Origin of the sequence: Brevibacterium daeguense (assembly GCF_021729135.1) — a bacterium.
GTDB lineage: Bacteria > Actinomycetota > Actinomycetes > Actinomycetales > Brevibacteriaceae > Brevibacterium > Brevibacterium daeguense.
Window position 1 is genome coordinate 128,155 of the sequence record NZ_JAJTWW010000004.1, and the last position, 24,871, is coordinate 153,025.

A 24,871-nucleotide genomic window follows, 5' to 3' on the forward strand; every position below is an offset into this window, starting at 1 on the left:
ACTCGGACTGATGCCCCCACTCTAGACCGAACCCGAACGCTCGTTAAGCGCCGGGTTCAAGTCGCTCGATGACGAGGTCGCTGAGAGGCGTGGAGCAGCACAGGAGGACCTTGCCCTCCTTGATCTCCCGAGGGCGGATCCCGCCGGCGTGGTCCATGTCGACGTCCCCGCTGACCAGCCACGATTTGCAGGTGCCGCAGACGCCCTCCTCGCACGAGGACGGGAGCGGAACCCCCGCGTCCTGAGCAGCCTCGAGCACTGTCGTGTCCTCGTCACACCGGACCGTGCGCCCGAGGCCGCGGAACTCGACGGCGAATCCGGCTGCCGACGCGCCGGCCTCATCGCCGGTGACCTGCACCGGCGCGTCGGCGGGCGAGGCCGAAGGCTCGGCCCGCGAAGCCGAAGGTTCGGCCGGCGCCGAGGCGCCCGCGGGGTGCCTGGACACGGCGACTCCGGCCGGATCACCGGTCGGCGGCGAACCCGCACCCCGCGCGCCCGCGAAGACGAAGGACTCCTCGTGGACTCGGGCGGGATCTGCTCCGAGCCCGGCGAGGATGCGCCGCATGCTCTCCATGTATCCCTTCGGACCGCAGAGGAACGTCTCCCGCTCGGCCAGGTCCGGGACGAGGCCGGCCAGCACGTCCGAGGAGATGCGCCCGCGGATCCGGTCCCAGGGCTCCTCCGGCGATCCCCGGGAGCAGACGACCGCGACGGTTACGCCTGGGCGCGGCGCCATCGCCTCGAGCTCAGTCCGGCGGATGATGTCGGAGGGCGTCCGTGCACTGTGGACGAACACGAGGTCGAGCGGGGGGTCCGGCGGTCGCCTCAGAAGCGTGCGGGCCATCGACAGCATCGGCGTGATGCCGCTGCCCCCGGACAGGAACAGCTGCTTGTCCGCAGGATGGCGGGCGGTGCTGAAGATGCCATAGGGACCGTCCGCTCCGACGACGTCGCCCACTGCGAGCTCGGTGTGGAGGTACGAGGAGACGACGCCACCCGGCTGCCGCTTCACCGTGATCTCGAAGCGATCGTGCTCGGTGGCCGGCGAGGAGATGGTGTAGCAGCGCTCCAGACCGAGCGCCGGGAAGCGGAATGTCACGTACTGGCCGGGTTCGAAGGCGAACCGGCCGCCAGTGCCCAGTCGGAACTCGAAGCTCATGACGTCGTGGGTCACCTGCTCGATCCGGGTGCACTCGACGAATCCCGTGATCTCATCCGCTCCGGCCGCGGCCGCCTCTGCGACCGCTGCCGGTGCGTCCCCGGCCGGCGCGACCCCGGCCGGTGCTCCCCCGGCAGGTGCCATCGCCTCGTAGTGGATCATTGCGCCCACCGAACGCTCAGCCCGGCCCGCAGACGTTGGATGTACCACGTGCAGAACTCGTCGACCTGGTACTCGTTGGGTGCATACGGCCCTGGCTCATAGGCGGGGCTCCTGACCCCGGCCTGGGCGCGGGCGACGAGGGCGGCGTCCTGCTGGTTCGTCAGATGCCACACCTCCGTGAGCGTCGCCAGGTCGTAGTCGACTCCCTCCAGCGCATCCTCGTGCACCAGCCAAGTCGTGCGGAGCAGGGTCCTGTCGACCGCCAGGGGCACCAGGCTGAAGGTCACCGCGTGGTCGCCGAGGAAGTGGAACCAGGCGTTCGGCTGGACGTGCAGGGAGAGCCTCCCGAGCACCGGGGTGTCGAAGGCCCCGAGCAGCTTCCGCGACGCCGCGCTGCCGTCGCGGGTATAGGACTCCCCGGCCCCGTCGAGGGCCTCGCGCTGGATCCGGAAGCCCGTGGGCCGGCCGCTGAGCTCCTCGATCGGCGCACAGGGCAGCCCATTGCGCCGGCTGTTCTCCGCCAGCAGCACCTCAGCCTGCCGGTAGCGCTGGTGGGCCTTGCGCAGCCGTTTGGGAATCTGATCCTCCGCGAAGCCGTAGGTGGGGAAGAAGGTGCAGGTCAGCTCCGGATGTCCGGCTTCGCAGTGGTAGCACTCCCGGTTGTTCTCCATGACGAGCTTCCAGTTGGAATGCTCGATGAGGTCTTCCTGGAAGGCGACCTTCGTCCGCTCCAGCGCATGCGGTGAGATGTACGGCGCAATCCGCTCGGCCATGTCGTCGACGTCGTCCGGGGGTTCGGCGGCGAGGCAGATGAATACCAGACCCGTGACCTCGCGCAGGTGAACGGGCTTCAGGCCGAAGCACCCGGGATCGAAGCCGGGCGCCTGAGTGCCTGCGAACAGCAGCTCGCCCTCGGGAGAGTAAGTCCACTGGTGGTAGCCGCAGACGATATTGCCCACCGAGCCCCGTGCCCCGTCCAGCAGCCGGGCGCCGCGATGGCGGCACACATTGTGATGAGCCCGGATCGCGCCGTCGTCGTCACGGATGATGATCACGGAATAGTCGCCGATGTCGATGGTGAGGTAGTCGCCGGGTTCGGCGATCTCTGCGACAGTGCCGACGAAGATCCAGTACCGCGCAAAAACCTCGGCGATGTCGACGCGGTAGAGGTCCTCGGACAGGTAGAAGGGTGCCTCCAGCGAGTACCCCGGTCGACGTTCGGCGAGCAGTCGCGACAGGGTTTCATCGTGCTGGGAGAGGTCAGAAGTCGCCGTCAATGCGCTCACTTCCTTCGCGCGCAGAACTGCCGGACTCCGGTGTCCGACTGCCCCAAGTTCAGCGTTGTCCGGTCAGTCTCAACCCCATGAACACCGGTGTCAAGGACTCATTCCAGCGAGTTCGGCAGGCGCCTGCTCCGCGGGTCTCGGCCCCGGATGCACGCTGTCGAAGCGTGCTGTCGAAGGCCACCCGAAGGACGTACAAGTTGGAATCAATCCAGAAAAGTGGGAGACTGGATCTCGAAGCCAGGCAGGTCGCCCCTGCCTGGACCCTGTTCGCCGACGAAGGATTGAATGTTTATGTTCGAGGACAACACCAAGCCGCTGACTACCGCCGCCGGTGCGCCGGTTCCGGAGAACGACAACGCCATGACCGCCGGTGCACGCGGGCCGATGCTGCTGCAGGATGTCTGGTTCCTGGAGAAGCTCGCACACTTCGACCGTGAGGTCATCCCCGAGCGGCGGATGCATGCCAAGGGCTCCGGCGCCTGGGGCACCTTCACCGTGACCAAGGACATCACCCAGTACTCGAAGGCCGCCATCTTCTCGGAGGTCGGCAAGCAGACGGAGATGTTCGCCCGCTTCTCCACGGTCGCCGGCGAGCGCGGCGCCGCTGACGCAGAACGCGATATCCGCGGCTTCGCCCTGCGCTTCTTCACCGAGGAGGGCAACTGGGACATGGTCGGCAACAACACCCCGGTGTTCTTCCACCGCGACCCCCACAAGTTCCCGGACCTCAACCGCGCCGTCAAACGCGACCCGCGCACCAACCTCCGCTCGGCCGAGAACAACTGGGACTACTGGACCAACCTGCCCGAGGCGCTGCACCAGGTCACCTACGTCATGGGCGACCGCGGCATTCCGGACGGCTACCGTCATATGCACGGCTTCGGCTCCCACACCTACTCGTTCCTCAATGCCCAGAACCAGCGGTTCTGGGTGAAGTTCCACTTCCGCACCCAGCAGGGCATCAAGAACCTCACCGATGCGGAAGCGGCTGCCGTCGTCGCGGATGACCGCGAGTCCTCGCAGCGTGACCTGTTCGAGGCGATCGAGCGCCGTGACTTCCCCAAGTGGACCTTCTATGTGCAGATCATGCCGGAGTCCGATGCCGCGACCTACCGCTTCCACCCCTTCGATCTGACCAAGGTCTGGTCGAAGAAGGACTACCCGCTCATCGAGGTGGGCGAGTTCGAGCTCAACCGCAACCCGGACAACTACTTCCAGGACGTCGAGCAGGTCGCCTTCACCCCGGGCAACATCGTGCCCGGCATCAGCTACTCACCGGACCGCATGCTGCAGGGACGCCTGTTCTCCTACGGTGATGCCGCCCGCTACCGCCTGGGTGTCAATCATCACCAGATCCCGGTGAACTACCCGCGCGGGGCGAAGATGGTCAACACCTACCACCGCGACGGTGCCATGCGGGTGGACGGCAACCAGGGCGGCGTGCCGGGCTACACGCCCAACAACTATGGACGCTGGGAAGCGCAGCCGGCCTACGCCGAGCCGGGCCTGGAGGTCGCACCATTCGCGGACCGGTTCGACTACCGCGAGGACGACGACAACTACTACGAGCAGCCGGGCGACCTGTTCCGCCTGCAGTCGCCGGAGGCCCAGCAGCGGTTGTTCGAGAACACCGCCCGCGCCATCAACGGGGCCTCGCAGGCGACGATCGAACGCCACATCTACAACTGCACCCAGGCCGATCCGGCCTACGGTGCCGGGGTGCGCGCGGCCATCGAGCAGCTGCAGGCCGGCCTGCTGCAGCCGGTCGACGCCAACCCGAACAACCAGCCGGTCTGATCAACCGGATCGGCTGAGCGGAGCGCCCGGGTTCGCTGCGGCGCTCGGCTCAGCCGTTGTTCGCGCCTGCTTCATCGCCCGAACATCTCAAGCGGCCGAATCGACAGTGTCGGTTCGGCCGCTTGCGGCTTCATGCAGGGTGACGTCTGCGAGAGGCAGCGCTCACTCACTCGAGGAGATCGGTCTTGCCGAACATCTCCGCGGCCTCACGCGCCGTCGGCACTCCGGAGTCGAGGTCTGCTCCGGCAGCCCGCAGCACTCGCACCACTGCGTCCTCACCTTTGAACAGCGCCCCGGAAATGGGTGGCTGATTGCGCGCGTTGGGCAGATCGACGTCGGCGCCGCGCTCGATCAGCGCCTGCACTGTCTCCGCATGGCCGTGGTAGGCAGCCAGCATGAGCGCGCTGTTGCCTTCCTCGTCCTGGGCATTCACGGGGAAGCCGTGCTCGAGGAATTGCTGCAGCTCTTCGGTATCGCCCTTGCGCGCGTGGTCCATGAACATCACCATCAGTTTGCGCATCTGCTCTTCGGATAGCGGTTGCATGGTTCCCACACTAGCCGCGCTGTGAATCTGCGCCGACTTCCGCTCGGGCAGGCCCCATCGCACACAGCATCCCGCGACAGGTATTAGGCTTGATCGCAGTGCAAACCGTAACAACTCGGTCTCCCCGACCATGACCCATGAATGGAATTCAGTGAACGGCAATACCACAATCCGCCATTCCAATGCCGCACTTCTGGGAATTGCCGAGGCAATCGCTCCCGTCGAAGTATCGTCAGACCGTTTCGACGAGCAGCTCACCGACACACTGAAGAACCTGCGCCTGCCGCACAATCTGCTGCAGCGAGTCGCCGGTGTCCATACCCGGCGCAACTGGGAGAACCACTCCGACTACGTCGAGGGAGCCGCTCAGGCAGGGCGTCAGGCTCTGGAGAACGCAGGGATCGGGGCGGATCAGATCGGGCTGATGATCAACACCTCGGTTTCGCGCGAGCGGCTCGAGCCCTCCGTCGCCGTGGCGGTTCACGACGGGATCGGGCTGGGCTCGCAGGCGATGAACTTCGACATCACCAACGCCTGCCTCGGCTTCGTCAACGGGATGACCGTCGCGTCGAGCATGATCGACTCGGGACAGATCGATTACGCGCTCATCGTCGCGGGCGAGGACATGTCGCGGGTGCAGGATGCGACTGTGGCGCGTCTCAACCGGGAGGGCATCACTCGGGAGGAATACCTCAACGAGTTCGCGACGCTGACCCTCGGCTCGGGCGCTGCCGCCGCGGTCATCGGGCCCGCGGACCGGCATCCGGAGGGACATCGGATCGTCGGTGGTGTCACGCGTGCCGCGACGTGGAACCACGAGCTGTGCGTCGGAGATTTCGACGGCATGTTCACCGATACCAAGGGTCTGCTCAAGAACGGCATGGAGCTCGTCATCGCGGCCTGGGAGGAGGCCCACGAGAACGGCTGGGATTGGCGCGAGATGACTCGCTACATCCCCCACCAGGTCTCGAACGTGCACATCGATGCGCTGACGAAGTCGGCCGACCTCGATCCGACCCGGGTGGCCAAGACCTACCCGGAGCTGGGCAATGTCGGGCCGGCGTCCGTGCCGATCACGCTTGCCCGCGAGGCCGACCAGCTCGAGCGCGGTGACCGCGTGCTGTGCCTCGGGGTGGGTTCAGGACTCAACACCGCGATGACCGAGATCGTCTGGTAGGACCACAGCCAATGACGAGCTCCCCCACGTCACCAGGCCCGAACCGCAGCTGCGGTTCGGGCCTGGTGCTTGTCGGCGGGGGGCGCCGAGCGGTCAGCCCGGAATCAGGGCCGACGACAGCGATGCAGTCAATCGACAGAGACCATGCCACCGAGCGCGAATTTCCGATATTCACTGATGAATCATGCATAATCCGGCCCGCGCTTCCCCGCGCGCTACCCGCTCAGTCCGATTCGATGTCGAACGGGTCCTCGATGGCCTCTCCGGTGACCTTCGCGGCCAACTGCAGAAACCCGTTGGCGATGTGCCTGCTGACCGCCTCGGCAGCACCGGCCGGGTCCACGCGGCGCACCGCATCCACGATCGCCGCGTGCTCGCCGCGGACATCACCCAGGCGCTCCGCGCTGTCCAGCGTCAGGTCCCAGGGGAAGGCGCGCCACCGCGCCTCGATGTCGTCGCGCAGCCCCGGCAGCCCGCAGCGGTCGTAGAAGAAGAAGTGGAACTCCTCGTTCTTGGCGTTGCGGCCTGCGGAATCCCCGACCGCCGAGAGTTCGTCGAGCTCGTGCAGCAGCCGTTCGGCCTTACGCAGCTCGTGCCGGGAAATCCGCGGAGTCGCGCGCTCCATCGCGTACGCCTCGGTGAGTCTGCGGGTGATGTAGAGCGCCTTGAGGTTCTCGATGTCCACGCCGGCCACACGCACCCCGCGGTGCGCCTCCGAGGTCACGAGCCCCTCCACCTCGAGGATTCGCAGCGCCTCGCGCACGGGGGTGATCGAGGAGTCGAACCACTCGGCAACCTCGTCCTGGCGCAGCCGGGAGCCGCGCTCCAGCTCGCGGGCCAGGATCCGGCGCCGCAGGCCCGCGACGATGAGATCGCGCTTGGTGACCCCGGCGGGGCTCGCAGTCATCCGTGAACCCCCTCTGCCACGTCGTTCTCTTCTCAGGTCGCATCTTCCAGCGGGTGGTATTTCTTTCGCCGACCGCGCCTCGCCGCCGGCCGGCTGCCGGCTCGGTTCTCCTAAGCTACCGCAGGCGCTGAAACTTTCCTATCAGAAGACATACTTTATGTTGGTATCATGCATTATCTGTGCGATCATGCTCAGAGATCCGTCGGACCCGGTTGGGAGAGCCGGCGGCCGCTGCGCAAGACACTTCTTCGGAGGCCTCGTGAGTTCTGCCCGCCCCCTCGAGGGCATCACCGTCGTCAGCTGCGAACAGGCTGTCGCCGCCCCGTTCGCCACCCGCCAGCTGGCGGACCTCGGTGCTCGGGTGATCAAGATCGAACGGCCGGAGGTGGGTGATTTCGCCCGCGGCTATGACACCACCGTCCAGGGCATGTCGAGCCACTTCGTGTGGATCAATCGCTCGAAGGAGAGCCTCGCCCTCAATCTCAAGGCGCCGGAGGCTGCCGGGATCATGGACGATCTCGTCCGCGAGGCCGACGTCTTCATCCAGAACCTGGCGCCGGGAGCCGCGGACCGCCTCGGCCTCGGCGCCGAGCGGCTTCGCGAGCTCAACCCGCGCCTGATCCACGTCTCCGTCTCCGGCTACGGCTCGGACGGGCCGTACCGCACCGCCAAGGCCTACGACGCGCTCGTGCAGTCCGAGGCCGGGCTGGTGTCGGTGACGGGCACCGAGGAGTTCCCAGCGAAGACCGGGATCTCCACGGCCGACATCGCCGCAGGGATGTACGCCTACTCGGGCATCCTCACCGCCCTGTACGACCGCGAGCGGACCGGGGCGGGCACCGCGATCGAGGTCAGCCTGTTCGACTCGCTCGTCGAGTGGATGGGGTTCCCGCTCTACTTCACCCGCTACGGAGGCACTCGCCCGGCCCGGGCGGGCACCTCCCATTCGGCGATCGCCCCCTACGGCTCGTTCACCTGCGGCGACGGCACCGACATCGTGCTCGCGATCCAGAACGAGCGGGAATGGGTGCGCTTCTGCGAGACCGTGCTCGCCGATCCCGCCGTCGCGACCGACCCGCGCTTCGACCGCGCCGCCAGCCGCTTCGCCCATCGGGCCGAGCTCGAAGAGCTCATTCACGCGAAGTTCGCCTTCTACACCGGCGACGAGTGCGAGAAGCTGCTGTTCGACGCCCAGGTCGCCCATGCTCGCCAGCGGGACATGTCCGAGGTCGCCGAGCATCCGCAGCTGGTCGAGCGCGACCGCTGGCAGCCGGTCGACACCCCCGTCGGCGAGATCGAGATGCTGCTTCCGCCGGTGACGATGTCGGGCGTCGAGTACCGGATGGATCCGGTCCCGGCCGTCGGCGAGCACACCGATTCCCTGCTGTCCGAGCTGGGGCGCACGCCCGAGCAGATCGCGCAGCTGCGCCACACCGGGGCCGTGTGATGCCCGAGTTCCGCTACTCCCCCATCCTGCCGGCGGGCCGGGCCGACATCCCGATGCGGCGCCTCGACATCGGAGGTGTGTCCACCGCCGTCGCCGAGGTGGCGGGCACCGAGCGCGAATTCCTCACCATCGCACCGAGCACCTTCGCCGAGCTGGCCGCGACCGCCTTCAAGGAGATCTCCCACTACCTGCGCTCCGATCACCTGACGAGCCTGCGCTCGATCCTCGACGACCCGGCAGCGAGCGCCAACGACCAGTTCGTCGCCCTCGACCTCCTCAAGAATGCCGTCGTGTCCGCCGGCGAGGTGCTGCCGATGTGCCAGGACACCGGGACCGCGATCATCAGCGCCAAGCGCGGACCGAACGTGCTCACGGACGGCCGCGACGCCGAACACCTCAGCCGCGGCATCCACTCCGCTTTCGCCGACCTCAACCTGCGGTACTCCCAGCTGGCACCGCTGGGCCTGTTCGAGGAGCAGAACACCGGGACCAACCTGCCCGCCCAGATCGAGATCGGGCTCGACCCGGAAGAGGACTACGAGCTCCTGTTCATGGCCAAGGGCGGCGGCTCGGCCAACAAGTCCTTCCTGTACCAGGAGACGAAGTCGATCCTCGACGAGCAGCGGATGCTCGACTTCCTCGCCGAGAAGATCTCCGCCCTGGGAACCGCGGCGTGCCCGCCCTATCACCTCGCCGTGGTGATCGGCGGCACCAGCGCCGAGGCGGCCCTCAAGACGGCCAAGCTCGCCAGCGCCCACTACATCGACGACCTGCCCGCCGCGGGTGACCCCGCCACCGGTCACGGCATCCGGGACCGCGAGTTCGAGGAGAAGGTCTTCGAGCTCACCCAGAACCTCGGCTTCGGAGCGCAGTTCGGCGGCAAGTACTTCTGCCACGACGTCCGCGTCATCCGGCTGCCGCGCCACAACGGCTCGCTGCCGGTCGCGCTGGCGGTCAGCTGCTCGGCCGACCGTCAGCTCGTGGCCCGCATCAGCCGCGACGGCGTGTTCATCGAGCAGCTGGAGCACGACCCCGCGCGCTTCCTCCCCGCCGCCGGCACCGCCGAGGAGATCGAATCCGGGGAGGTCACCCGGATCGACCTCGACCGGCCGATGGATCACATCCGGGCGGCGCTGAGCCGGCGCGGAGTCGGCGATCGCCTGTCGCTGACGGGCACGATGATCGTCGCCCGCGACATCGCCCACGCCCGGCTGCGGGAGATTCTCGAGCGCGGCGAGGAGCTGCCCGCCTACTTCCGCGACCATCCGGTCTACTACGCCGGCCCGGCGAAGACTCCCGAGGGGATGCCGTCGGGGTCCTTCGGGCCGACCACCGCCAGCCGGATGGACACCTATGTGCGGGGATTCCAGCAGACAGGCGCCTCGCTGGTCATGCTCGCCAAGGGCAATCGCTCCCAGCAGGTCACGGACTCCTGCGCGGAGTTCGGCGGGTTCTACCTCGGGTCCGTCGGCGGGCCCGCGGCGCGCCTCGCGGCCGACTGCATCAAGGATGTCGAGGTCCTCGACATGGCGGACCTCGGAATGGAGTCGGTCTGGCGAATCCGGGTCGAGGACTTCCCTGCCTTCATCGTCGTCGACGACAAAGGCCACGACTTCTTCGCCCGCTCCCCCGACACCGGCCTGCTGCTCGGACGCACCCGCACCCGCGCCGACGGCACCACGATCTGACACCCGTCCGCCCACTGAATACCGCCCCCACCTGCACAGCACCGTCCACCACTGAGGAGAAGCCATGCCGATCAGCAGCGAAGAGCAGATGATGATCAAGACCGTCGCGGACTTCATCGACCGCGACGTCCGGCCGCAGGTCAACGAGGTCGAGCACGCGAACGAATATCCCACCGAGTGGATCGAGCAGATGAAGGAGATGGGCATCTTCGGACTGGCCATCCCTGAGCCGTGGGGCTTCGGCAAGGTCTCCACCGAGGCGTACGTCCACATCACCCAGGAGCTCGCGCGCGGCTGGATGTCGCTGGCCGGCGCGATGGGCGGCCACACCGTGGTCTCCAAGCTCATCCTCGAGTTCGGCACCGATGAGCAGAAGGAGAAGTACCTGCCGAAGATGGCCACCGGCGAGATCCGGGCGACCATGGCGCTCACCGAGCCCGGTGGCGGCTCCGACCTGCAGGCGATGCGCACCGTCGCCCGCAAGGACGGCGACGACTACGTCATCAACGGCACCAAGACGTGGATCACCAACGCCCGCAAGTCCGATCTCCTCGCGCTGCTGTGCAAGACCGACCCGGAGGCGGAGCCGCGCCACCAGGGCATCTCCATCATCCTCGTCGAGAAGGGCGAGGGCTTCTCGATCTCCCAGGACCTGCCGAAGCTCGGCTACAAGGGCGTCGAGAGCTGCGAGATCTCCTTCGACAACATGCGCCAGCCGCAGTCGCAGCTGCTGGGTGGTGCCGAGGGAGTGGGCTTCAAGCAGATGATGAAGGGGCTGGAGATCGGCCGGATCCAGGTCGCCTCTCGCTCGCTCGGCGTGGCGCAGGCGGCGCTCAACGACGCGGTGAAGTACGCGCAGGAGCGCGAGTCGATGGGCAAGCCGATCTGGAAGCACCAGTCGGTGGGCAACCACCTGGCAACCATGGCCACCAAGCTCGAGGCCGCTCGACAGCTCGTGCTGCATGCCGCCCGCACCTACGACTCGGGCGACCGGGTCGACATGGAGGCGGGCATGGCCAAGTACTTCGCCTCCGAGATGGCCGCCGAGGTCGCCCTCGACGCGATCCGCGTGCACGGCGGCTACGGCTACTCGACCGAGTACGAGGTGGAGCGCTATTACCGTGACGCCCCGCTGATGATCGTCGGCGAGGGCACCAACGAGATCCAGCTGAATGTCATCGCCAAGCAGCTGATCAGCCGCAACGCGATCTGACGCGGGATTCGGGCGGTCGCCGGCGGGTTCACAGGCCGGCCGGCGACCGCCCGCGCCGACCATGGACCTGCCTGCCTTTCCCGCCCGCGTGACCGACGGACGGCGGCGGGGCGGCCGCCGGCTGGAGACTGGCGGCCGGCGGAGTCCACGGTTCGGCCCTCGGAATACCGCAGAGTAGGAAGCCGGCGCATCCCACGTCGCTCCGTCCTACTCTGGAGGTGAGTCGGAATCCGACCAGGATCCGGCCGCTCAGGGCAACGGAGTCCGTGATGACAACTCGATATCCTGTCACCGAACCGTCCTTCCCGCAGGAGTCTGCACCGACTGTCCCCGCACCTCACTACCGCCCGGCAGTCCCTCAGGAGAATCAGGGAAAGCCGTTCTTCACCACCTGGCTGCTCAGCCTGCTGCTCGGAAATCTGGGCGTCGACCGCTTCTACGTCGGCAAGGTGGGAACCGGCGTGCTCAAGCTGATCACCTTCGGCGGGCTCGGGATCTGGTACACGATCGACCTCATCATGATCCTCACCGGCCTGTTCCGCGACAAGGAGGAGCGCACGCTGGTCGGCTACGAGAAGCACCGGAACGTCGCCCTGATCACCAGCGCGGTCTACTACGCGCTGACGCTGCTCACCGGCATGGCGTACGGCGTGACCAGCATGGTGATCGGCGGGCTCGCGCCGATGATCGCCCAGCTGTGAGCTGAGCGCCCGATCGGAGTCCGGTTCCGTGCTCCGATCGTCGCTCTCCCCACGCCCCGGAGTCCGTCGTGCACTCCGCACCCCGGGATATCGTCGTGCTTCCCGCACCCCGGAGTAAGGGAAACCGCAGTGCCCGGAGCACCGCGCACGAGAAGACTTGGATGTGACAGAAGCAGCCGGGGCGCCGAGGCGCCGCGGACCGGACACCACATCGAGGAGTCGCCATGAGTTCCCCCACCCACCCGCCCCAGGACCAGTTCCCCACCACTTACCACGGACCTGCCGCCGATCCGGCTGGATCCGGCTCCCCCGATGCCGGCGTCCACGCGGCCTACACCGCCGGCGGGCAGGGCCGACACTGGGATCGGAGTGAAGGCTCCGCCAGTCCCCACCGAGAGTGGGACCGGAACCCCGAGTGGAATCAGCGCGATCGAAAGTCGTTCCTCCTCGCGTCCCTGCTCTCCATCCTGCTGGGCCCGCTCGGAGTCGACCGCTTCTATCTGGGCAAGATCGGCACGGGGATCCTCAAGCTGGTGACCGTCGGCGGGTTCGGCCTGTGGTGGGTCATCGATGTGGTGCTGCTGCTGTGCAATGTGACGCGTGACGTGGACGGGCGCGAGTTGACCGGCTATGAAGAGCACAAGACCGTCGTCTTCGTCGTCGGCGGCATCGTCGTCGGTCTCAGCCTCCTCAACGGCGCGTGGTTCCCCTTCTTCTGGTGAACCGCAGCCACCTTCTGGTGAGCCCCAGCCGCGCAGGGCCGCAGACGAGCTGTCGTCTGCGGCCCTCGAACTTTCAGCATTCTCCCAGCTCCAGCGGAATATTCTCGCCGCCCCGGTTGTCTCTTCTGGTGCAAGTTGATCCGCCGATGCTCAACTTCAGGAGGTGCGAAGAATGTCTCTCATGCGCGTTGATCCCTTCCGTGAATTCGACCGGCTGTCCCAGCAGATGCTCCAGGGCACTCTCACCCGCCCTCACGCCCTGCCGATCGAGGCGTGGCAGGACGGAAAAGCGACAACCTCGACACGGATGCCGTGAGCGCCACCTATGATGCCGGCGTGCTCACCGTTCGGATTCCCGTTGCCGAACAATCCAAGCCGCGCAGGATCGAGGTCACCAGACCGAGCCCCGGCGCGGGCAGCAGGGCCGTGTCCGGCTCGAAGAACCCGTCGGCGATCAACGCCTGACCAGGGCGACCACGCAGCTGCGCGTGCAGCACCCGCGATCACAGCGGGCTCCGCGCGCGGCTGAAGGTCTCATCCAGTGGACGGGCTCGGCAGCGCGCCGGGTCCGTCCACCGGTTCCGCTTCCAGGGATGACAACCCGAAGGGGGATGATGATGCGCAGCACCACCGACGAGAGCAGTTGGCGGCGCTACGACGACTGCCTGTTCCCGGTGTTCCATGAGCGCTTCGAGGAGCAGTGGGGTAAGGGAACCGCGCCGTTCCTCGATCCGAGCGTCATCGATGAACAGCAGCCGCGGCCGCGAGCCCAGTGGGTCAATATCGACACGGGAGCAGCGCTGGCCGTTGTCCCGGTCTGGCAGGACGATCCGACGAATCGGTCATTCGCGATTCTCTACCTGCCGCCGGTCGGAGGGATCTGGCCACTCCGACCGAATCCGCCGATCTACCTGGACACCGGCGCAGACGGAGTTGAGAAGGACGCGCGGGAGGACGCCTTCCGTGAAGCGGTGGCCCATGCGGAGCGGTTCATCTACGGCACTACCAACGAAGTCTGACTGCAAGCGAAATCTGACCAGGCACTGCTCGCGATCGCGGCAGATCACCCCGCACCGCCCTGGCCGGAGCCCCACCCTCGCCCAACGCGGTGCGGTGGGCGACACGGTCGGCAGGACGCCTTGTCAGCGCAGGCGGAACCGTGGAACAGTTGAGTGCACCATGCGGCGGCGGAACGGCCGAAGCACGGGCGTCCGGACGCCGCTCAGCGCGCAATCAGGAGGTCACTGTGAAGCTGCCATGGCTCAAGTCCACGCTCGAGAACGAGGGACCGTTCCTCTCCGTCTACCTCGACACCACCCGCACCGACCCCAATGCCGCCGCCGAGCTGGCAACCCGTTGGGGTCATCTGCGCTCCCAGGCAGCGGAGGACGGTGCCCCCGAAGCAATCCTCGAAGAGATCGAAGAGAGCGTGCTGCGTCAGCCGTCGATCGGCGGCAGACACGGCCGGGCGATCCTGGCCAGTGGGACCGAGATCCTCATCGACCGCGTCCTGCCGGTGCCACCGCACCAGGAGTCGGCTCACTGGGGCGAGCACCCGCAGCTCCTGCCGCTCCTGCAGCTGACGCCCTACGCCATCTCGCAGCTGCTCGTCGAGGTCGATCGCGCAGGAGCCGACCTGCACCTGCGAGCGTCGGAGGACCCGTCGATCCGGAAGAACGACGACGGGCTCGGGGAGGACGCCACCGTCGACGGCGGGCACGACGAGCTCCACAAGGCGAACCTGGGCGGCGGCGGGAACCGCGCCCATTCCGGCTGGCGGCAGAACAACTACGAGGCCCGTGTCGAGGACTCGTGGGAGCGCAACGCCGAGGCGGTCGCCGACACGGTCAACAGACTCGTGATGAAGCACAAGCCCGACATGGTGCTGCTGACCGGTGATGTGCGCGCCCTCTCGCTGCTCAAGGACGAACTGGGCCAAGAGGTCGTCGCCCGGCTCCACGAGGTATCCGGCGGCACGCGCGGCGTCAGCCTGGAACGGGCCTCGTTCCGCGAGGAGCTGGAGCGGGTCACGCAGGAGTACATCGACGCTCGTCAGCGTGAGCTGGCCGAAGAGCTGCACGAGAAGCAGGCCCGTGACGCGGAATCCCTCGCCGGCGCCGCCGAGGTGGAGATGGCGCTCGACCGTGGACAGGTCGACCTGCTCATCTTCGTGCCGGGTCGGGAACCCGAGAACATCGAGACGCTGATGCGCAAGGCCATCGACACCGACGCCGGGATCGCCGCCGTCGGAGACGAGTTCACCTCCCTGCCCGAAGGGGTCGGGGCATTGCTGCGCTGGAAGGACGACGCCACACCGTCGAACAGCATCGGCAGCATGAGCGGCGACCAGCGGCGCGAGGACGCCGTCGTTCCGGAGCGCGACGACGTATCCCCGCGCGAGGCCGAGGAGTCAGCGCTGCGCGGCTGATCCGGCGATCCTCTGGGGGACCTGGCCGCTCGCCGTTCGGTGAGGACCGATCCGCGAGCAGCCGGCCGGAAGCGAGGCGCTCCGGCGATGGGTGCGGTCAGCCGGCCGTGCCCATCGTCATCTCCGGACCGCCGAGGGCACGCTCCCGCAGGCGGGCGATCAGCGCATGATCCAGCCCTGCCCTGCGCAACGGGAGCAGCGGATCCTCGTAGTCCCGATCGAGATCGTCGAGCAGAGCCCGCATGGGCGCCTCGGAGAACCGGTAGCGCGCCGCTGACTGCGCGGCCTGATTGAGATCGGCGCCGAACCGCGCGAGAAGCGGGCGGATGACCGGCTGCACGCGCTCGAGGATCGCCGCGGAGTTCTCTCCGGTCCGTGCGTAGTCCGCGACGATGACGGCCGGCTCCGCGCCGAGCACGAGCAGCAGGGCGGCGGCCAGCACCCCGGTGCGGTCCTGGCCCGCCAGGCAGTGGAACGCGACCGCTCCCGGCGAATGGGCGATCACCGCGAGGGCGGAGACGATCTGCTCCGCAGATGTCTCGTACATCCGCGTGTACATCGCCATGAGCTGGGCCTGCAGCGCTTCGCCGAAGTCCTCGGCGTCGGACAGCGCACCGGAGTCGATGCTCGTCTCGAGGCTCTCGGTGAACGGAATGTGGTGGTAGGCGACTGCCCGATTCCCGAACGGGCCGCGCCCGGTGAGCTCGGTCTCCACCGCGGATCGCAGGTCGATCACCGTTCGGACGCCATCCGCGACGAGACCATCGGCGACCGCCTCGGTGACGGTGGCGAGATCATCCGACCGGATGACGAAGCCCGAGCGGATCGTTCCCCCGTCCACCGGGATGCCCCCGAGGTCACGAAGGTTCACGGGCGTGCTGAGCGGAACGTCGGCAATGGTCATGGGTTCTCCGTGGCATCAGGGCGACCGGGGGGCAGGTGACCGTCATGAGCGGGCCGATGCAGATGACAGTCGTGCTGACCTCGCCGCAATCGTACATTCCCGAGAGTGCCCCGGGACCCCGCAGATTCGATCCGACGCAGAGCTGCGGCTTCCCGCACCGACTGCGGTTCTGCCGACGGTGGACCGGTTCGACCTGCCGTCTTCGACCCGCGCCGAGGATGTCTGCGTCACTGCGCCACAAGCATGATGATGCCGCGGATCAGCGCCACTGCGCCTCCGGCCCCGGCGAGCGTGATCGCCAAGGTCCGAGCTGTGCTGATCGACACGCGCTCTGACAGCCACCCACCGGCCCTGATGCCGACGACGACCGTGACGATGATGATCGGGAACAGCCACCACGGCGGCAGCTGGTCCACCGTGGTCGCGCCGACCGCGAGTTTCGTGCTGACGGAGAAGATGCCCATGGACATGAAGGTCGGCTGCATGGTCGCGGCGAAGGAGCGTTGATCCCACCGTGCGAACCTGGAGTAGATCACCATTGCGGGGGCGGCCACGCCCGCGCTGGTGTTGAGGAACCCGCCGATCACTCCTGCCGCGCCCGTGAGCGCCCGCGAGCGCACCTGAGGCATTTGCGGCACCCCGAACGTCAGCCCGAGGGCCAGCAGCACGACAGAGCCGATGACGATGTTGAGCCATGCGGCGTCGAGCTCACGCACCACGAACCCGGCCGGAATCGCGCCGAGCAGAGCGGTGGGCAGGAAGATGAGGAAGCGCTTCCAGTCGACGCGGTCGAGGACGGCGAGCATGATGAGGAAGCCGGAGACGATGGTCGTCGAGTTCGTCACGAACACCCCGAGGCTGGGCCCCAGCAGGAGTGCGAGGACCGGGGAGACCACCAGGCCGACGCCGGTGCCCGACAGCCGCTGCAGCACTGAGCCGATGAGAATCGCGGCGACCGTGATGAGGAGGACGCCGCCGCTCACAGCGACGCTCGGGAAACGGATTCCGGAGATTGATCCATCATCGGCAGTGTAGCCCCGGGAACCGCGACCGACCGCTGAGAGCTGGATCACCCGCCGAAAAGGAACAAATTTGAACTATTTAGCCTTCTTACCGATGAGAGGCAATCGCGGGCCCTGGAAATCCGCGCACACCGTGTACAAGGAGTGATCGAACATGGCAGGACGTTTCGCCGACAAATCCGTCATCATCACCGGAGCAGGCTCGGGACTCGGGCAGGCGACAGCTCAGCGACTCGCGTCAGACGGCGCGGGGCTCGTGCTCGTCGACATGAACGCCGAAGGCCTCGACGCGACCAAGAAGCTCATTCTCGACACCGCCCCGGAAGCCAAGGTCGAGCTGGTGACCGCAGACGTCACCAAGGAGGAGGACGTCAAGAAGTACGTGGACACCGCGGTGTCCACCTTCGGCGCCATCGACGGCTTCTTCAACAACGCCGGCATCGAGGGCAAGCAGAACCTCACCGAGGACTTCGGGATCGAGGAGTTCTCCAAGGTCGTGGCCGTCAACCTCACCGGTGTGTTCCTCGGCATGCAGGCGGTGCTCAAGCAGATGCACGAGCAGGGCCACGGCTCGATCGTCAACACCGCCTCGGTCGGCGGCATCCGCGGAGTGGGCAATCAGTCCGGCTACGCAGCCTCGAAGCACGGCGTGGTGGGCCTGACCCGCAACTCGGCCCGCGAGTACGGGCAGTTCGGCGTGAACATCAACGCCATCGCCCCCGGCGCCATCATGACGGCGATGGTCGAGAACTCACTCAGGCAGCTGGATCCGGAGAACCCGGAGGAGGCCGGCAAGCAGTTCGTCTCCGTCAACCCGATGAAGCGCTTCGGCAAGCCGGAGGAGGTCGCCGGTCTGGTGAGCTTCCTGCTCTCCGAGGACGCCGGTTTCATCAACGGCACCGTGGTGCCGGTCGACGGCGGCCAGCACGCCATGTACTGATCCAGATCAGAGTTCGACCGGCCGGGCCGCACAGGGCCGTACCAGTCGACCTGGCCGCACCGGCCGACCGGACCTGTCCGGCCGCACAGCTGAAGGCCGCCCCCAATGGAGGGCGGCCTTCGCCGTCCGCACCGGCGGCTTCCCCGACCGGCGGCTTCCCCGACCGGCGGCTTGCCCGCACGGGCGGCTTGCCCCGACCGGACGCCTCGGCGAGGATGACCGTATGGCCACAGTCGTCCTCTTCCACTCGGCAATCGGACTCAATGACGGCATCCACGCGATGGCGCAGGTCCTCAGCGATGCCGGGCACCGCGTCCACACCCCCGACTACTACGACGGACACGTCTTCGACGCCACCTCCGACGGCATCAGATATCGCGACGAGGTGGGCTTCCCCACCCTGGCGAAGCGCGCCTCGGCGGCGATCGAGGGTCTGCCCGGACCGCTCGTCTTCGGCGGCTTCTCGCTCGGCGCCGCGATGGCCCAGTCGATGGGCAAGCGGGATCCGCGCGCTGCCGGCTCGCTGCTGTTCCACGCCGGCGGCGTCGCGCAGAAGACGTCCTGGAACTCGAGCGTTCCGCTGCAGATCCACCACTCGCAGGGCGACCCGTGGATCGAGGCCGGCCACCCGGAGAAGCTGGTGGCCTCCGTCGCCGAGGCGGGCGCCCCGGCCTCCCTGTTCGTCTACCCCGGCTCCGGTCACCTGTTCGCGGACCCCACGCACGCCGAGTACGAGCCGCAGCTGGCCGAGCTCATGTGGTCGCGGGTGCTGTCATTCCTCGAGCACGAGGCGACTCGGCCGCAGGCGTCGCCCGACGCCTGAGGTCCCGGCTCAGTCCATCACCAGGCCGTTGTCGACGACGAGGTTCTGACCCGTGACGGCCCGGGAGGCCGGCGAGGCGAAGAACGTGATCGCCGAGGCGAACTCCTCCGGAGTCGTGACCCGGCCCAGCGGAGTGCTCGCCGCGATCGCGTCGAACACGGACTCCGGAGTCGCCGACGAGGCATCTGTGGTCCGCAGCAGACCGCCGGAGACCATGTTGACCCGAACCCCCAGGGGTCCGAGATCCTTGGCGAAGGTGCGGGTCAGCGACAGCAGGGCGGCCTTCGCGGCGGTGTAGTCGTGGTAGGGCACGACCGGGTGCTGGAACAGATTGGTGCCGATGTTGATGACGCGCCCGGACCCGATCTCCCGGAACCCCGACATCGCGGCCTGGATGACGTGCATCGCCCCACCCACGGTGCCGCGGAACTGCTGGGCCAGCGACTCGAAGGCGATCTCGTCGGCGCGCTCCCGCTCGTCACCGTTGAACGAGAAGTCGACGAGTGCGTTGTTGACGACCGTCGACACCGGCCGACCGAACTCGGCGCGCGCCGCGTCGAACATCGCCACCACCGAGCGGAAGTCGGTGACGTCGGCCTCGACGGCGAGCGCGTTGCCTCCCCGGGCGCGCACCGCCTCGGCGAGCTCCTCCGCGGCGTCGGCGCTGAAGCGGTAGTTGATGACGAGGTCGGCTCCCTCATGGAAGAACGCCTTGACGATCGCAGCCCCCAGGCCGCGGCCACCACCGGTGACGAGCACGAGCTGCTCATCGATCGGCAGCGCGTTGGTCGCGTGAGCATGGGCGGGGGCGTGGACGTTCGACATGAGAGGACTCCTTCGGATCAGCGTTCACAGCGATGTGGACGATTCTCAGACCATCGGTCACGAGCCTACCCGCGTCATCCGCCGCGCCCTGAACCAGTCCACGGGAGCACCCGGAGCCCGTCCGCGGGAGCACCGCTGAGCCGGCACGGGCGCCTGCGGCAGGCCGGATCAGCACCGGGCGTCACCGCCGGGTACTAGGATGAGTCAGGATCTGAGCCCAAGTCGCCCGAACCGAACGGACCCCTGTGAACGGCAACTCCACTTTCCGGCATGCCGATGTCGCGCTGCTGGGGATCGCCGAGGTCACGGCTCCGGTGGAGGTCCCCTCGGGCTCCTTCGACGAGCGGCTCGCGGAGACGCTGGAGAACCTGCGCCTGCCCCAGGGGCTGCTGCAGCGGGTGGCCGGAGTCCATTCCCGCCGCAACTGGGAGGACCCCTCGGACTTCGCACCGGCGGCCGCGGAGGCCGGCCGCCGAGCGCTGGCCGCGGCCGGGATCGAGCCGGACCGGGTCGAGCTGCTGATCAACACCTCGGTCACCCGGGAGAACCTCGAACCCTCGGTCGCCGTCGCCGTGCACGCCGGAATCGGACTGGGCCCGCAGGCGATGAACTTCGACATCGCCAACGCCTGCCTGGGATTCGTCAACGGCATGACGATCGCGTCGACGCTGATCGACTCCGGCCAGATCGAGTACGCGCTGGTCGTGGCGGGTGAGGATGCCTCACGCGTCCAGGAGGCGACCATCCGCAATCTGTCGCGGGCCGGCATCACGAAGGAGGACTATCTCAACGAGTTCGCCTCCCTCACCCTCGGCTCCGGGGCGGCGGCCGTCGTCCTCGGACCGGCCGACCGGCACCCGGAGGGGCACCGCGTGCTCGGCGGCATCACCCGCGGCGCGACGTGGAACCATCAGCTGTGCCTGGGCGATCACGACGGAATGTTCACCGACGCCAGAGGCCTGCTGAGGAACGGCATGGAGCTGGTGACCCAGGCCTGGCAGGACGCCCACGACGACGGCTGGCAGTGGCAGGACATGGACAGGTACGTGATGCATCAGGTGTCGAACGTGCACACCGACGCGTTCACCGCGGCCGCCGGGCTCGACCCGGCCCGGATCCCGAAGACGTACCCGGAGCTCGGCAACGTCGGTCCGGCCTCCCTGCCGATCACGCTCGCCCGCGAAGTCGATACCCTGAAATCCGGTGATCGCGTCCTGTGCATGGGCGTGGGATCCGGTCTCAACACGGCAATGACGGAGATCATCTGGTGAAGTTCGCACACGCCCCGGCAGCACTCCCCGGCCCCCTTCCGCAGTGGGACCCGCAGTGGTCGCGCCTCGTCACGGTGGACACCGTCGACGGCGAGCACACGTTCCATGTGCTCGACACCCTGCCGGCGCTGCGGGCCGCGGGCAGGGAGCCCACGGGCACGATCCTCGCCCTGCACGGCAATCCGACGTGGTCCTACCTGTGGCGCCACCTCGCCGCCGCCACGGTGGACGCCGCGACCGCCGTCGAGGGCGGCCGGGTGTGGCGGGTCATCGCTCCCGATCAGCTCGAGATGGGCTACTCGGAGCGGCTTGCCCATGACGGGCTGCCCACCACCCACGGCACCGGCTACCGGCGGATCGCCGAGCGGGTGACGGATTTCGACGCGGTGGTCACCCGCCTCCTCGCCGAGGCACCCTCAGGCTCAGCCGGCGCCGCGCCTGCCGGTGCGCCCGGTGCCGCCGCCGAGGCGCCCGCCGGCCACCCTGTCGTCACGCTCGGCCACGACTGGGGCGGGGTGCTGTCGCTGACCTGGGCAGCCCGCCACCTCGACGTCGTGGATGCGGTGATCTCGCTCAACACCGCGGTCCAGCACACCGGCGACGAGTCGCTGCCGGCTCCCCTGCAGGCGGCCCTCGCCGGGCCCGTGCTGCCGACCTCCACGGTGCTCACCGACCTGTTCCTGCGGATCACCCTCGGGCTGGGCCAGGGACCGATCCCCAAGGAGATCAAGGACGCGTTCTCCTCCCCCTACCAGGACGCGGCCGCCCGCCGCGGGATCGGCGCCTTCGTCGCCGACATCCCCGCACAGGAGACCCACCCGAGCTACGCCGAGCTCCAGCAGCTCGGCGAGGACATCGCCGGCATCGACGTCCCGGCGCTGCTGATCTGGGGACCCAAGGACCCCGTGTTCGTGGAGCGGTACCTGCGCGACCTGCGCACGCGCCTCCCCCACGCCGACATCCACCGCTTCGAGCAGGCCTCCCACCTGGTCAGCGAGGACGCCGACGTCTCCGGCGTCGTGCTGCGCTGGGTCGAGGAGCGCTTCCCGGGGCAGGGCTCGCCGGCGGCAGGTGCGGCGGCCCGGCAGCCAGCGGATGTCACGGCGGGCGCGGCCGATGAGCCGGCCGGCGCCTCGGCGAGCATGACCAGTGAAGCGGCGAGCACAGCCGATGGGCCGGCCTCGGACCAGGCACAGATGATCTACGACGCGCTCGACGAGCGTGCGGGCAGCCGCGCCGTGGCCAGCGTCGACATGTCGCAGCGCCCGCCGCAGTCGATCACCTGGACGCAGCTGAGCTCCGTCGTCGACGGAATCGCGCGGGGTCTCCAGCAGCTGGGCCTGCAGAAGGGCGACCGGGTGTCCCTGCTGGTGTCCCCGGGCAACAATCTCACCGCCGCCCTCTACGCCGTGCTCAAGGCCGGCGGTGTCGCCGTGGTCGCCGACGCCGGCCTGGGACCGGCGGGGATGACACGGGCCGTCAAGGCTGCCGACCCGCAGTGGATCATCGGGCAGCGCCCCGGGCTGACGCTCGCCCGCGGTGCCGGCTGGCCGGGCCGCCGGATCTCCGTGACGCCGGTCGACGCCCTTGGGCGAGTGGCGTTCGGCGTCGAGACCAGCCTCACCGAGCTGTCCCGCACCTCGGCGACCGAACCGATCCGCACGCCGGAGCCCGACGACGACGCCGCGATCCTCTTCACCTCCGGGTCGACCGGACCGGCCAAGGGAGTCGTCTACACCCATGCCCGCCTCGGCGAGCTGGCCGCCGTGCTCCAGTGGTACTTCAAGGTCCGCCCGGGCACCGGGCTGGTGGCCGGGTTCGCGCCGTTCGCGCTGCTGGGCCCGGGGATCGGCGCCACCAGCGTCACCCCCGACATGTCGGTGACCAAGCCGCGCACCCTGACCGCTGCCGCGCTGGCCGACGCGATCATCGCCGCGGACTGCACGATGGTCTTCGCCTCCCCGGCCGCCTACACCAATGTCTGCGCCACCGCCTCCGAGCTCAGCGAGGAGCAGCGCGCAGCCTGTGCGAACATCGAGCTCGTGCTCTCGGCGGGCGCGCCGGTGCCGCTGCCGCTGATGGACGCTCTCGCGGAGATCTTCCCCGAAGCGGCGATCCACTCGCCCTACGGAATGACCGAAGGCCTCCTGCTCACCGACATCGATCGGCAGGGCGTTGCCGCCGCCGAGGCGCAGACGCGTCACCAGGGTGTGTGCGTGGGCACGCCGATCCCCCGGGTCCGGTTCGCCGTGGCGCCGCTGGACGACGCCGGCCGCTCAGGCCGGGAGCTGCTCACGGGTGAGGATGCCGTGGACGTCCTCGGCGAATTCGTCGTCTCCGCCCCGCACATCAAGGCCGGCTACGACCGGCTCTGGTACACCGACGCCGCCTCCAAGCGCGACGAGCTGGCCGGCCTGAGCTGGCACCGGACGAACGACATCGGCCACATCGACCAGGAGGGCCGCGTCTGGCTCGAGGGCCGCCTGCAGCACGTCCTCACCACTGCCGAAGGGCCGCTCGGACCGGGTGGGGTCGAAGCCGTGGTCGACCGGGTCCCCGGCGTCTTCCGCTCCGCTCTCGTCGGGGTCGGGCCGGAGGGCGCGCAGGTCGCGGTCGTCGTCATCGAACCGGACGCCGAGGCGCCCGCCGGCTCCCGGCAGAAGCCGGGGCTGGCGACGCTCGAGCTGGCCGACGAGGTGCGCGCCGCGGTGGCCGAGCACTACTCCACGGATATCGCGGCCGTGCTCAGCAGCCCGCCCTTCCCCACCGACATCCGCCACAACTCGAAGATCGACCGCGCCCGGCTGGCGGTCTGGGCCGACGCCGTGCTGCGCGGCGAGCCCGTCGGCAAGCCCTGATTCTCATGCGAAGGAGAGATTCGTGAAGGTTCTCGTCACCGGTGCGTCCGGACTGCTCGGCTCATCCGTGGCCCGCGCGCTGGTGGAGGCCGGCCACGAGGTCAGCACACTGCAGCGGCGCGCGTCCCTGGTGGACGGCGCCCAGGACCACCTCGGCAGCGTCAGCGACCCGGAGGTCGTCGGGCTCGCGATGGCCGGCCAGGACGCAGTCATCCACCTGGCCGCCAAGGTCTCCATGGCGGGCGACCCCGCCGCGTTCGAGCAGGTCAACATCGAGGGCACCCGCACCGTGCTGGCGGCCGCGCAGGAGGCCGGCGTGCACCGCTTCGTCCATATCTCCTCGCCCTCGGTCGCCCACTCCGGCGACTCGCTCGTGGGTGTCCCCGCCGAGCCCGCGAACCCGCGGACCGCCCGCGGGGAGTACGCGCGCACCAAGGCCCACGGTGAGCTGCTGGCGCTGGCCGCCGACTCCGAGGCGTTCCCCGTGCTGGTGCTCCGGCCCCACCTGATGTGGGGGCCCGGCGACACCCAGCTCACCGAGCGCATCATCGAGCGTGCGCGGCAGGGGCGGATGCCGATTCTGGGCTCCGGAGCAGCGCTCGTCGACACCCTCTACGTGACCAATGCCGTCGACGCGATCGTCGCGGCACTCGACGCCGTCAGCGAAGTCCACGGTGAACCCCTCGTGGTGACCAACGGCCAGCCGCGGCCCATCGGCGAGATCATCGAGCGGTTCGCACTCGCCGGCGGCGCACCGAAGCCCAAGCTGCGCATCCCGGTCAAGACCGCGTTGGCCGCCGGCACCGCCGTCGAGAAGGTGTGGGAGCTCGGCGAGCACGACGACGAGCCCCCGCTGACTCACTTCCTCGCCGAGCAGATGTCGACGGCGCACTGGTTCGATCAGCGCCGCACCAGAGAAGTCCTCAAGTGGGAGCCCGCCGTCAGCATCGACGAGGGCATGGCCGCCCTGGCCGCCCACTACGGCGGATAGCGGCTC

The 24,871-nt window shown here is 68.4% G+C and carries 21 protein-coding genes and 1 pseudogene; 15 read left to right on the plus strand and 7 right to left on the minus strand.

Going from position 1 to position 24,871, the window contains the following annotated elements; genetic code table 11:
- Positions 1-43 precede the first annotated feature (43 nt).
- The gene (locus LXN01_RS05425; RefSeq protein ID WP_236863841.1) at positions 44-1,321 is read right to left on the minus strand and encodes an FAD-binding oxidoreductase; all 1,278 of its coding nucleotides are present in this window, start codon (positions 1,319-1,321) and stop codon (positions 44-46) included.
- Positions 1,318-2,598, minus strand: coding sequence for an aromatic ring-hydroxylating oxygenase subunit alpha (locus LXN01_RS05430; protein WP_236863561.1), 1,281 nt, complete (start codon positions 2,596-2,598; stop codon positions 1,318-1,320). The genes LXN01_RS05425 and LXN01_RS05430 overlap by 4 nt, the downstream gene beginning before the upstream one ends.
- A gap of 300 nt (positions 2,599-2,898) precedes the next feature.
- On the opposite strand from LXN01_RS05430, the gene LXN01_RS05435 reads away from it, so the two are divergent.
- Positions 2,899-4,404 (plus strand): catalase, encoded by a 1,506-nt coding sequence (locus tag LXN01_RS05435; RefSeq protein WP_236863562.1) that lies wholly within the window; start codon positions 2,899-2,901, stop codon positions 4,402-4,404.
- A gap of 166 nt (positions 4,405-4,570) precedes the next feature.
- On the opposite strand, the gene LXN01_RS05440 is transcribed toward LXN01_RS05435, so the two are convergent.
- Positions 4,571-4,948, minus strand: coding sequence for an ankyrin repeat domain-containing protein (locus LXN01_RS05440; RefSeq protein ID WP_236863563.1), 378 nt, complete (start codon positions 4,946-4,948; stop codon positions 4,571-4,573).
- 130 nt (positions 4,949-5,078) lie between these two features.
- Between LXN01_RS05440 and LXN01_RS05445 the strand changes: the two genes are divergently transcribed.
- Complete coding sequence (locus LXN01_RS05445; protein ID WP_236863564.1) at positions 5,079-6,125, plus strand: 3-oxoacyl-ACP synthase III; 1,047 nt, start codon at positions 5,079-5,081, stop codon at positions 6,123-6,125.
- Between the two features lie 223 nt (positions 6,126-6,348).
- Here the strand turns inward: LXN01_RS05445 and LXN01_RS05450 are convergent, their stop codons facing one another.
- Positions 6,349-7,032, minus strand: coding sequence for a GntR family transcriptional regulator (locus LXN01_RS05450; RefSeq protein WP_236863565.1), 684 nt, complete (start codon positions 7,030-7,032; stop codon positions 6,349-6,351).
- A gap of 259 nt (positions 7,033-7,291) precedes the next feature.
- On the opposite strand from LXN01_RS05450, the gene LXN01_RS05455 reads away from it, so the two are divergent.
- The 8 genes and pseudogenes from LXN01_RS05455 to LXN01_RS05490 all read left to right on the plus strand — a co-directional run bounded on the left by LXN01_RS05455 (position 7,292) and on the right by LXN01_RS05490 (position 15,231).
- Complete coding sequence (locus tag LXN01_RS05455) at positions 7,292-8,479, plus strand: CaiB/BaiF CoA transferase family protein (protein ID WP_236863566.1); 1,188 nt, start codon at positions 7,292-7,294, stop codon at positions 8,477-8,479.
- The gene (locus LXN01_RS05460; RefSeq protein ID WP_236863842.1) at positions 8,479-10,167 is read left to right on the plus strand and encodes a FumA C-terminus/TtdB family hydratase beta subunit; all 1,689 of its coding nucleotides are present in this window, start codon (positions 8,479-8,481) and stop codon (positions 10,165-10,167) included. Before LXN01_RS05455 ends, LXN01_RS05460 begins: the two co-directional genes overlap by 1 nt.
- A 64-nt stretch (positions 10,168-10,231) precedes the next feature.
- Complete coding sequence (locus tag LXN01_RS05465; RefSeq protein WP_236863567.1) at positions 10,232-11,380, plus strand: acyl-CoA dehydrogenase family protein; 1,149 nt, start codon at positions 10,232-10,234, stop codon at positions 11,378-11,380.
- 269 nt (positions 11,381-11,649) lie between these two features.
- On the plus strand, positions 11,650-12,081 hold the full coding sequence (locus LXN01_RS05470) for a TM2 domain-containing protein (protein WP_236863568.1): 432 nt from the start codon (positions 11,650-11,652) through the stop codon (positions 12,079-12,081).
- 224 nt (positions 12,082-12,305) lie between these two features.
- Positions 12,306-12,803: a TM2 domain-containing protein gene (locus LXN01_RS05475; RefSeq protein ID WP_236863569.1), complete on the plus strand. Its 498-nt coding sequence runs from the start codon at positions 12,306-12,308 to the stop codon at positions 12,801-12,803.
- Positions 12,804-12,975: 172 nt separating this feature from the next.
- A pseudogene (locus LXN01_RS05480) lies at positions 12,976-13,268 on the plus strand (Hsp20/alpha crystallin family protein).
- A 152-nt stretch (positions 13,269-13,420) separates the two neighbouring features.
- Complete coding sequence (locus tag LXN01_RS05485) at positions 13,421-13,822, plus strand: hypothetical protein (protein WP_236863570.1); 402 nt, start codon at positions 13,421-13,423, stop codon at positions 13,820-13,822.
- Between the two features lie 227 nt (positions 13,823-14,049).
- Positions 14,050-15,231, plus strand: coding sequence for a baeRF2 domain-containing protein (locus LXN01_RS05490; protein WP_236863571.1), 1,182 nt, complete (start codon positions 14,050-14,052; stop codon positions 15,229-15,231).
- A gap of 97 nt (positions 15,232-15,328) precedes the next feature.
- Here the strand turns inward: LXN01_RS05490 and LXN01_RS05495 are convergent, their stop codons facing one another.
- Both LXN01_RS05495 and LXN01_RS05500 read right to left on the minus strand, forming a co-directional pair.
- Positions 15,329-16,135, minus strand: coding sequence for a tyrosine-protein phosphatase (locus LXN01_RS05495; RefSeq protein ID WP_236863572.1), 807 nt, complete (start codon positions 16,133-16,135; stop codon positions 15,329-15,331).
- 227 nt (positions 16,136-16,362) lie between these two features.
- Positions 16,363-17,118, minus strand: a complete 756-nt coding sequence (locus LXN01_RS05500) for a TSUP family transporter (protein WP_236863573.1) — start codon at positions 17,116-17,118, stop codon at positions 16,363-16,365.
- Between the two features lie 193 nt (positions 17,119-17,311).
- On the opposite strand from LXN01_RS05500, the gene LXN01_RS05505 reads away from it, so the two are divergent.
- Both LXN01_RS05505 and LXN01_RS05510 read left to right on the plus strand, forming a co-directional pair.
- Entirely contained in the window at positions 17,312-18,097 is a 786-nt protein-coding gene (locus tag LXN01_RS05505) for a glucose 1-dehydrogenase (protein WP_236863574.1), read from the plus strand.
- Positions 18,098-18,320: 223 nt separating this feature from the next.
- Positions 18,321-18,920 (plus strand): dienelactone hydrolase family protein, encoded by a 600-nt coding sequence (locus tag LXN01_RS05510; protein ID WP_236863575.1) that lies wholly within the window; start codon positions 18,321-18,323, stop codon positions 18,918-18,920.
- Between the two features lie 9 nt (positions 18,921-18,929).
- Here the strand turns inward: LXN01_RS05510 and LXN01_RS05515 are convergent, their stop codons facing one another.
- Complete coding sequence (locus LXN01_RS05515) at positions 18,930-19,745, minus strand: 3-oxoacyl-ACP reductase (RefSeq protein WP_236863576.1); 816 nt, start codon at positions 19,743-19,745, stop codon at positions 18,930-18,932.
- Between the two features lie 245 nt (positions 19,746-19,990).
- Between LXN01_RS05515 and LXN01_RS05520 the strand changes: the two genes are divergently transcribed.
- The 3 genes from LXN01_RS05520 to LXN01_RS05530 are packed head-to-tail and all read left to right on the plus strand — an operon-like array spanning position 19,991 to position 24,865.
- Positions 19,991-21,016 carry a 3-oxoacyl-ACP synthase III gene (locus LXN01_RS05520; RefSeq protein ID WP_236863577.1) on the plus strand — a complete coding sequence of 342 codons (1,026 nt, stop codon included), beginning with the start codon at positions 19,991-19,993 and terminating at the stop codon, positions 21,014-21,016.
- A complete protein-coding gene (locus LXN01_RS05525) occupies positions 21,013-23,874 on the plus strand; it encodes an alpha/beta fold hydrolase (RefSeq protein ID WP_236863578.1) in 2,862 nt (953 codons plus the stop codon). Before LXN01_RS05520 ends, LXN01_RS05525 begins: the two co-directional genes overlap by 4 nt.
- A 22-nt stretch (positions 23,875-23,896) precedes the next feature.
- Positions 23,897-24,865: an NAD-dependent epimerase/dehydratase family protein gene (locus tag LXN01_RS05530; RefSeq protein WP_236863579.1), complete on the plus strand. Its 969-nt coding sequence runs from the start codon at positions 23,897-23,899 to the stop codon at positions 24,863-24,865.
- The last annotated feature ends 6 nt before the right edge of the window (positions 24,866-24,871 follow it).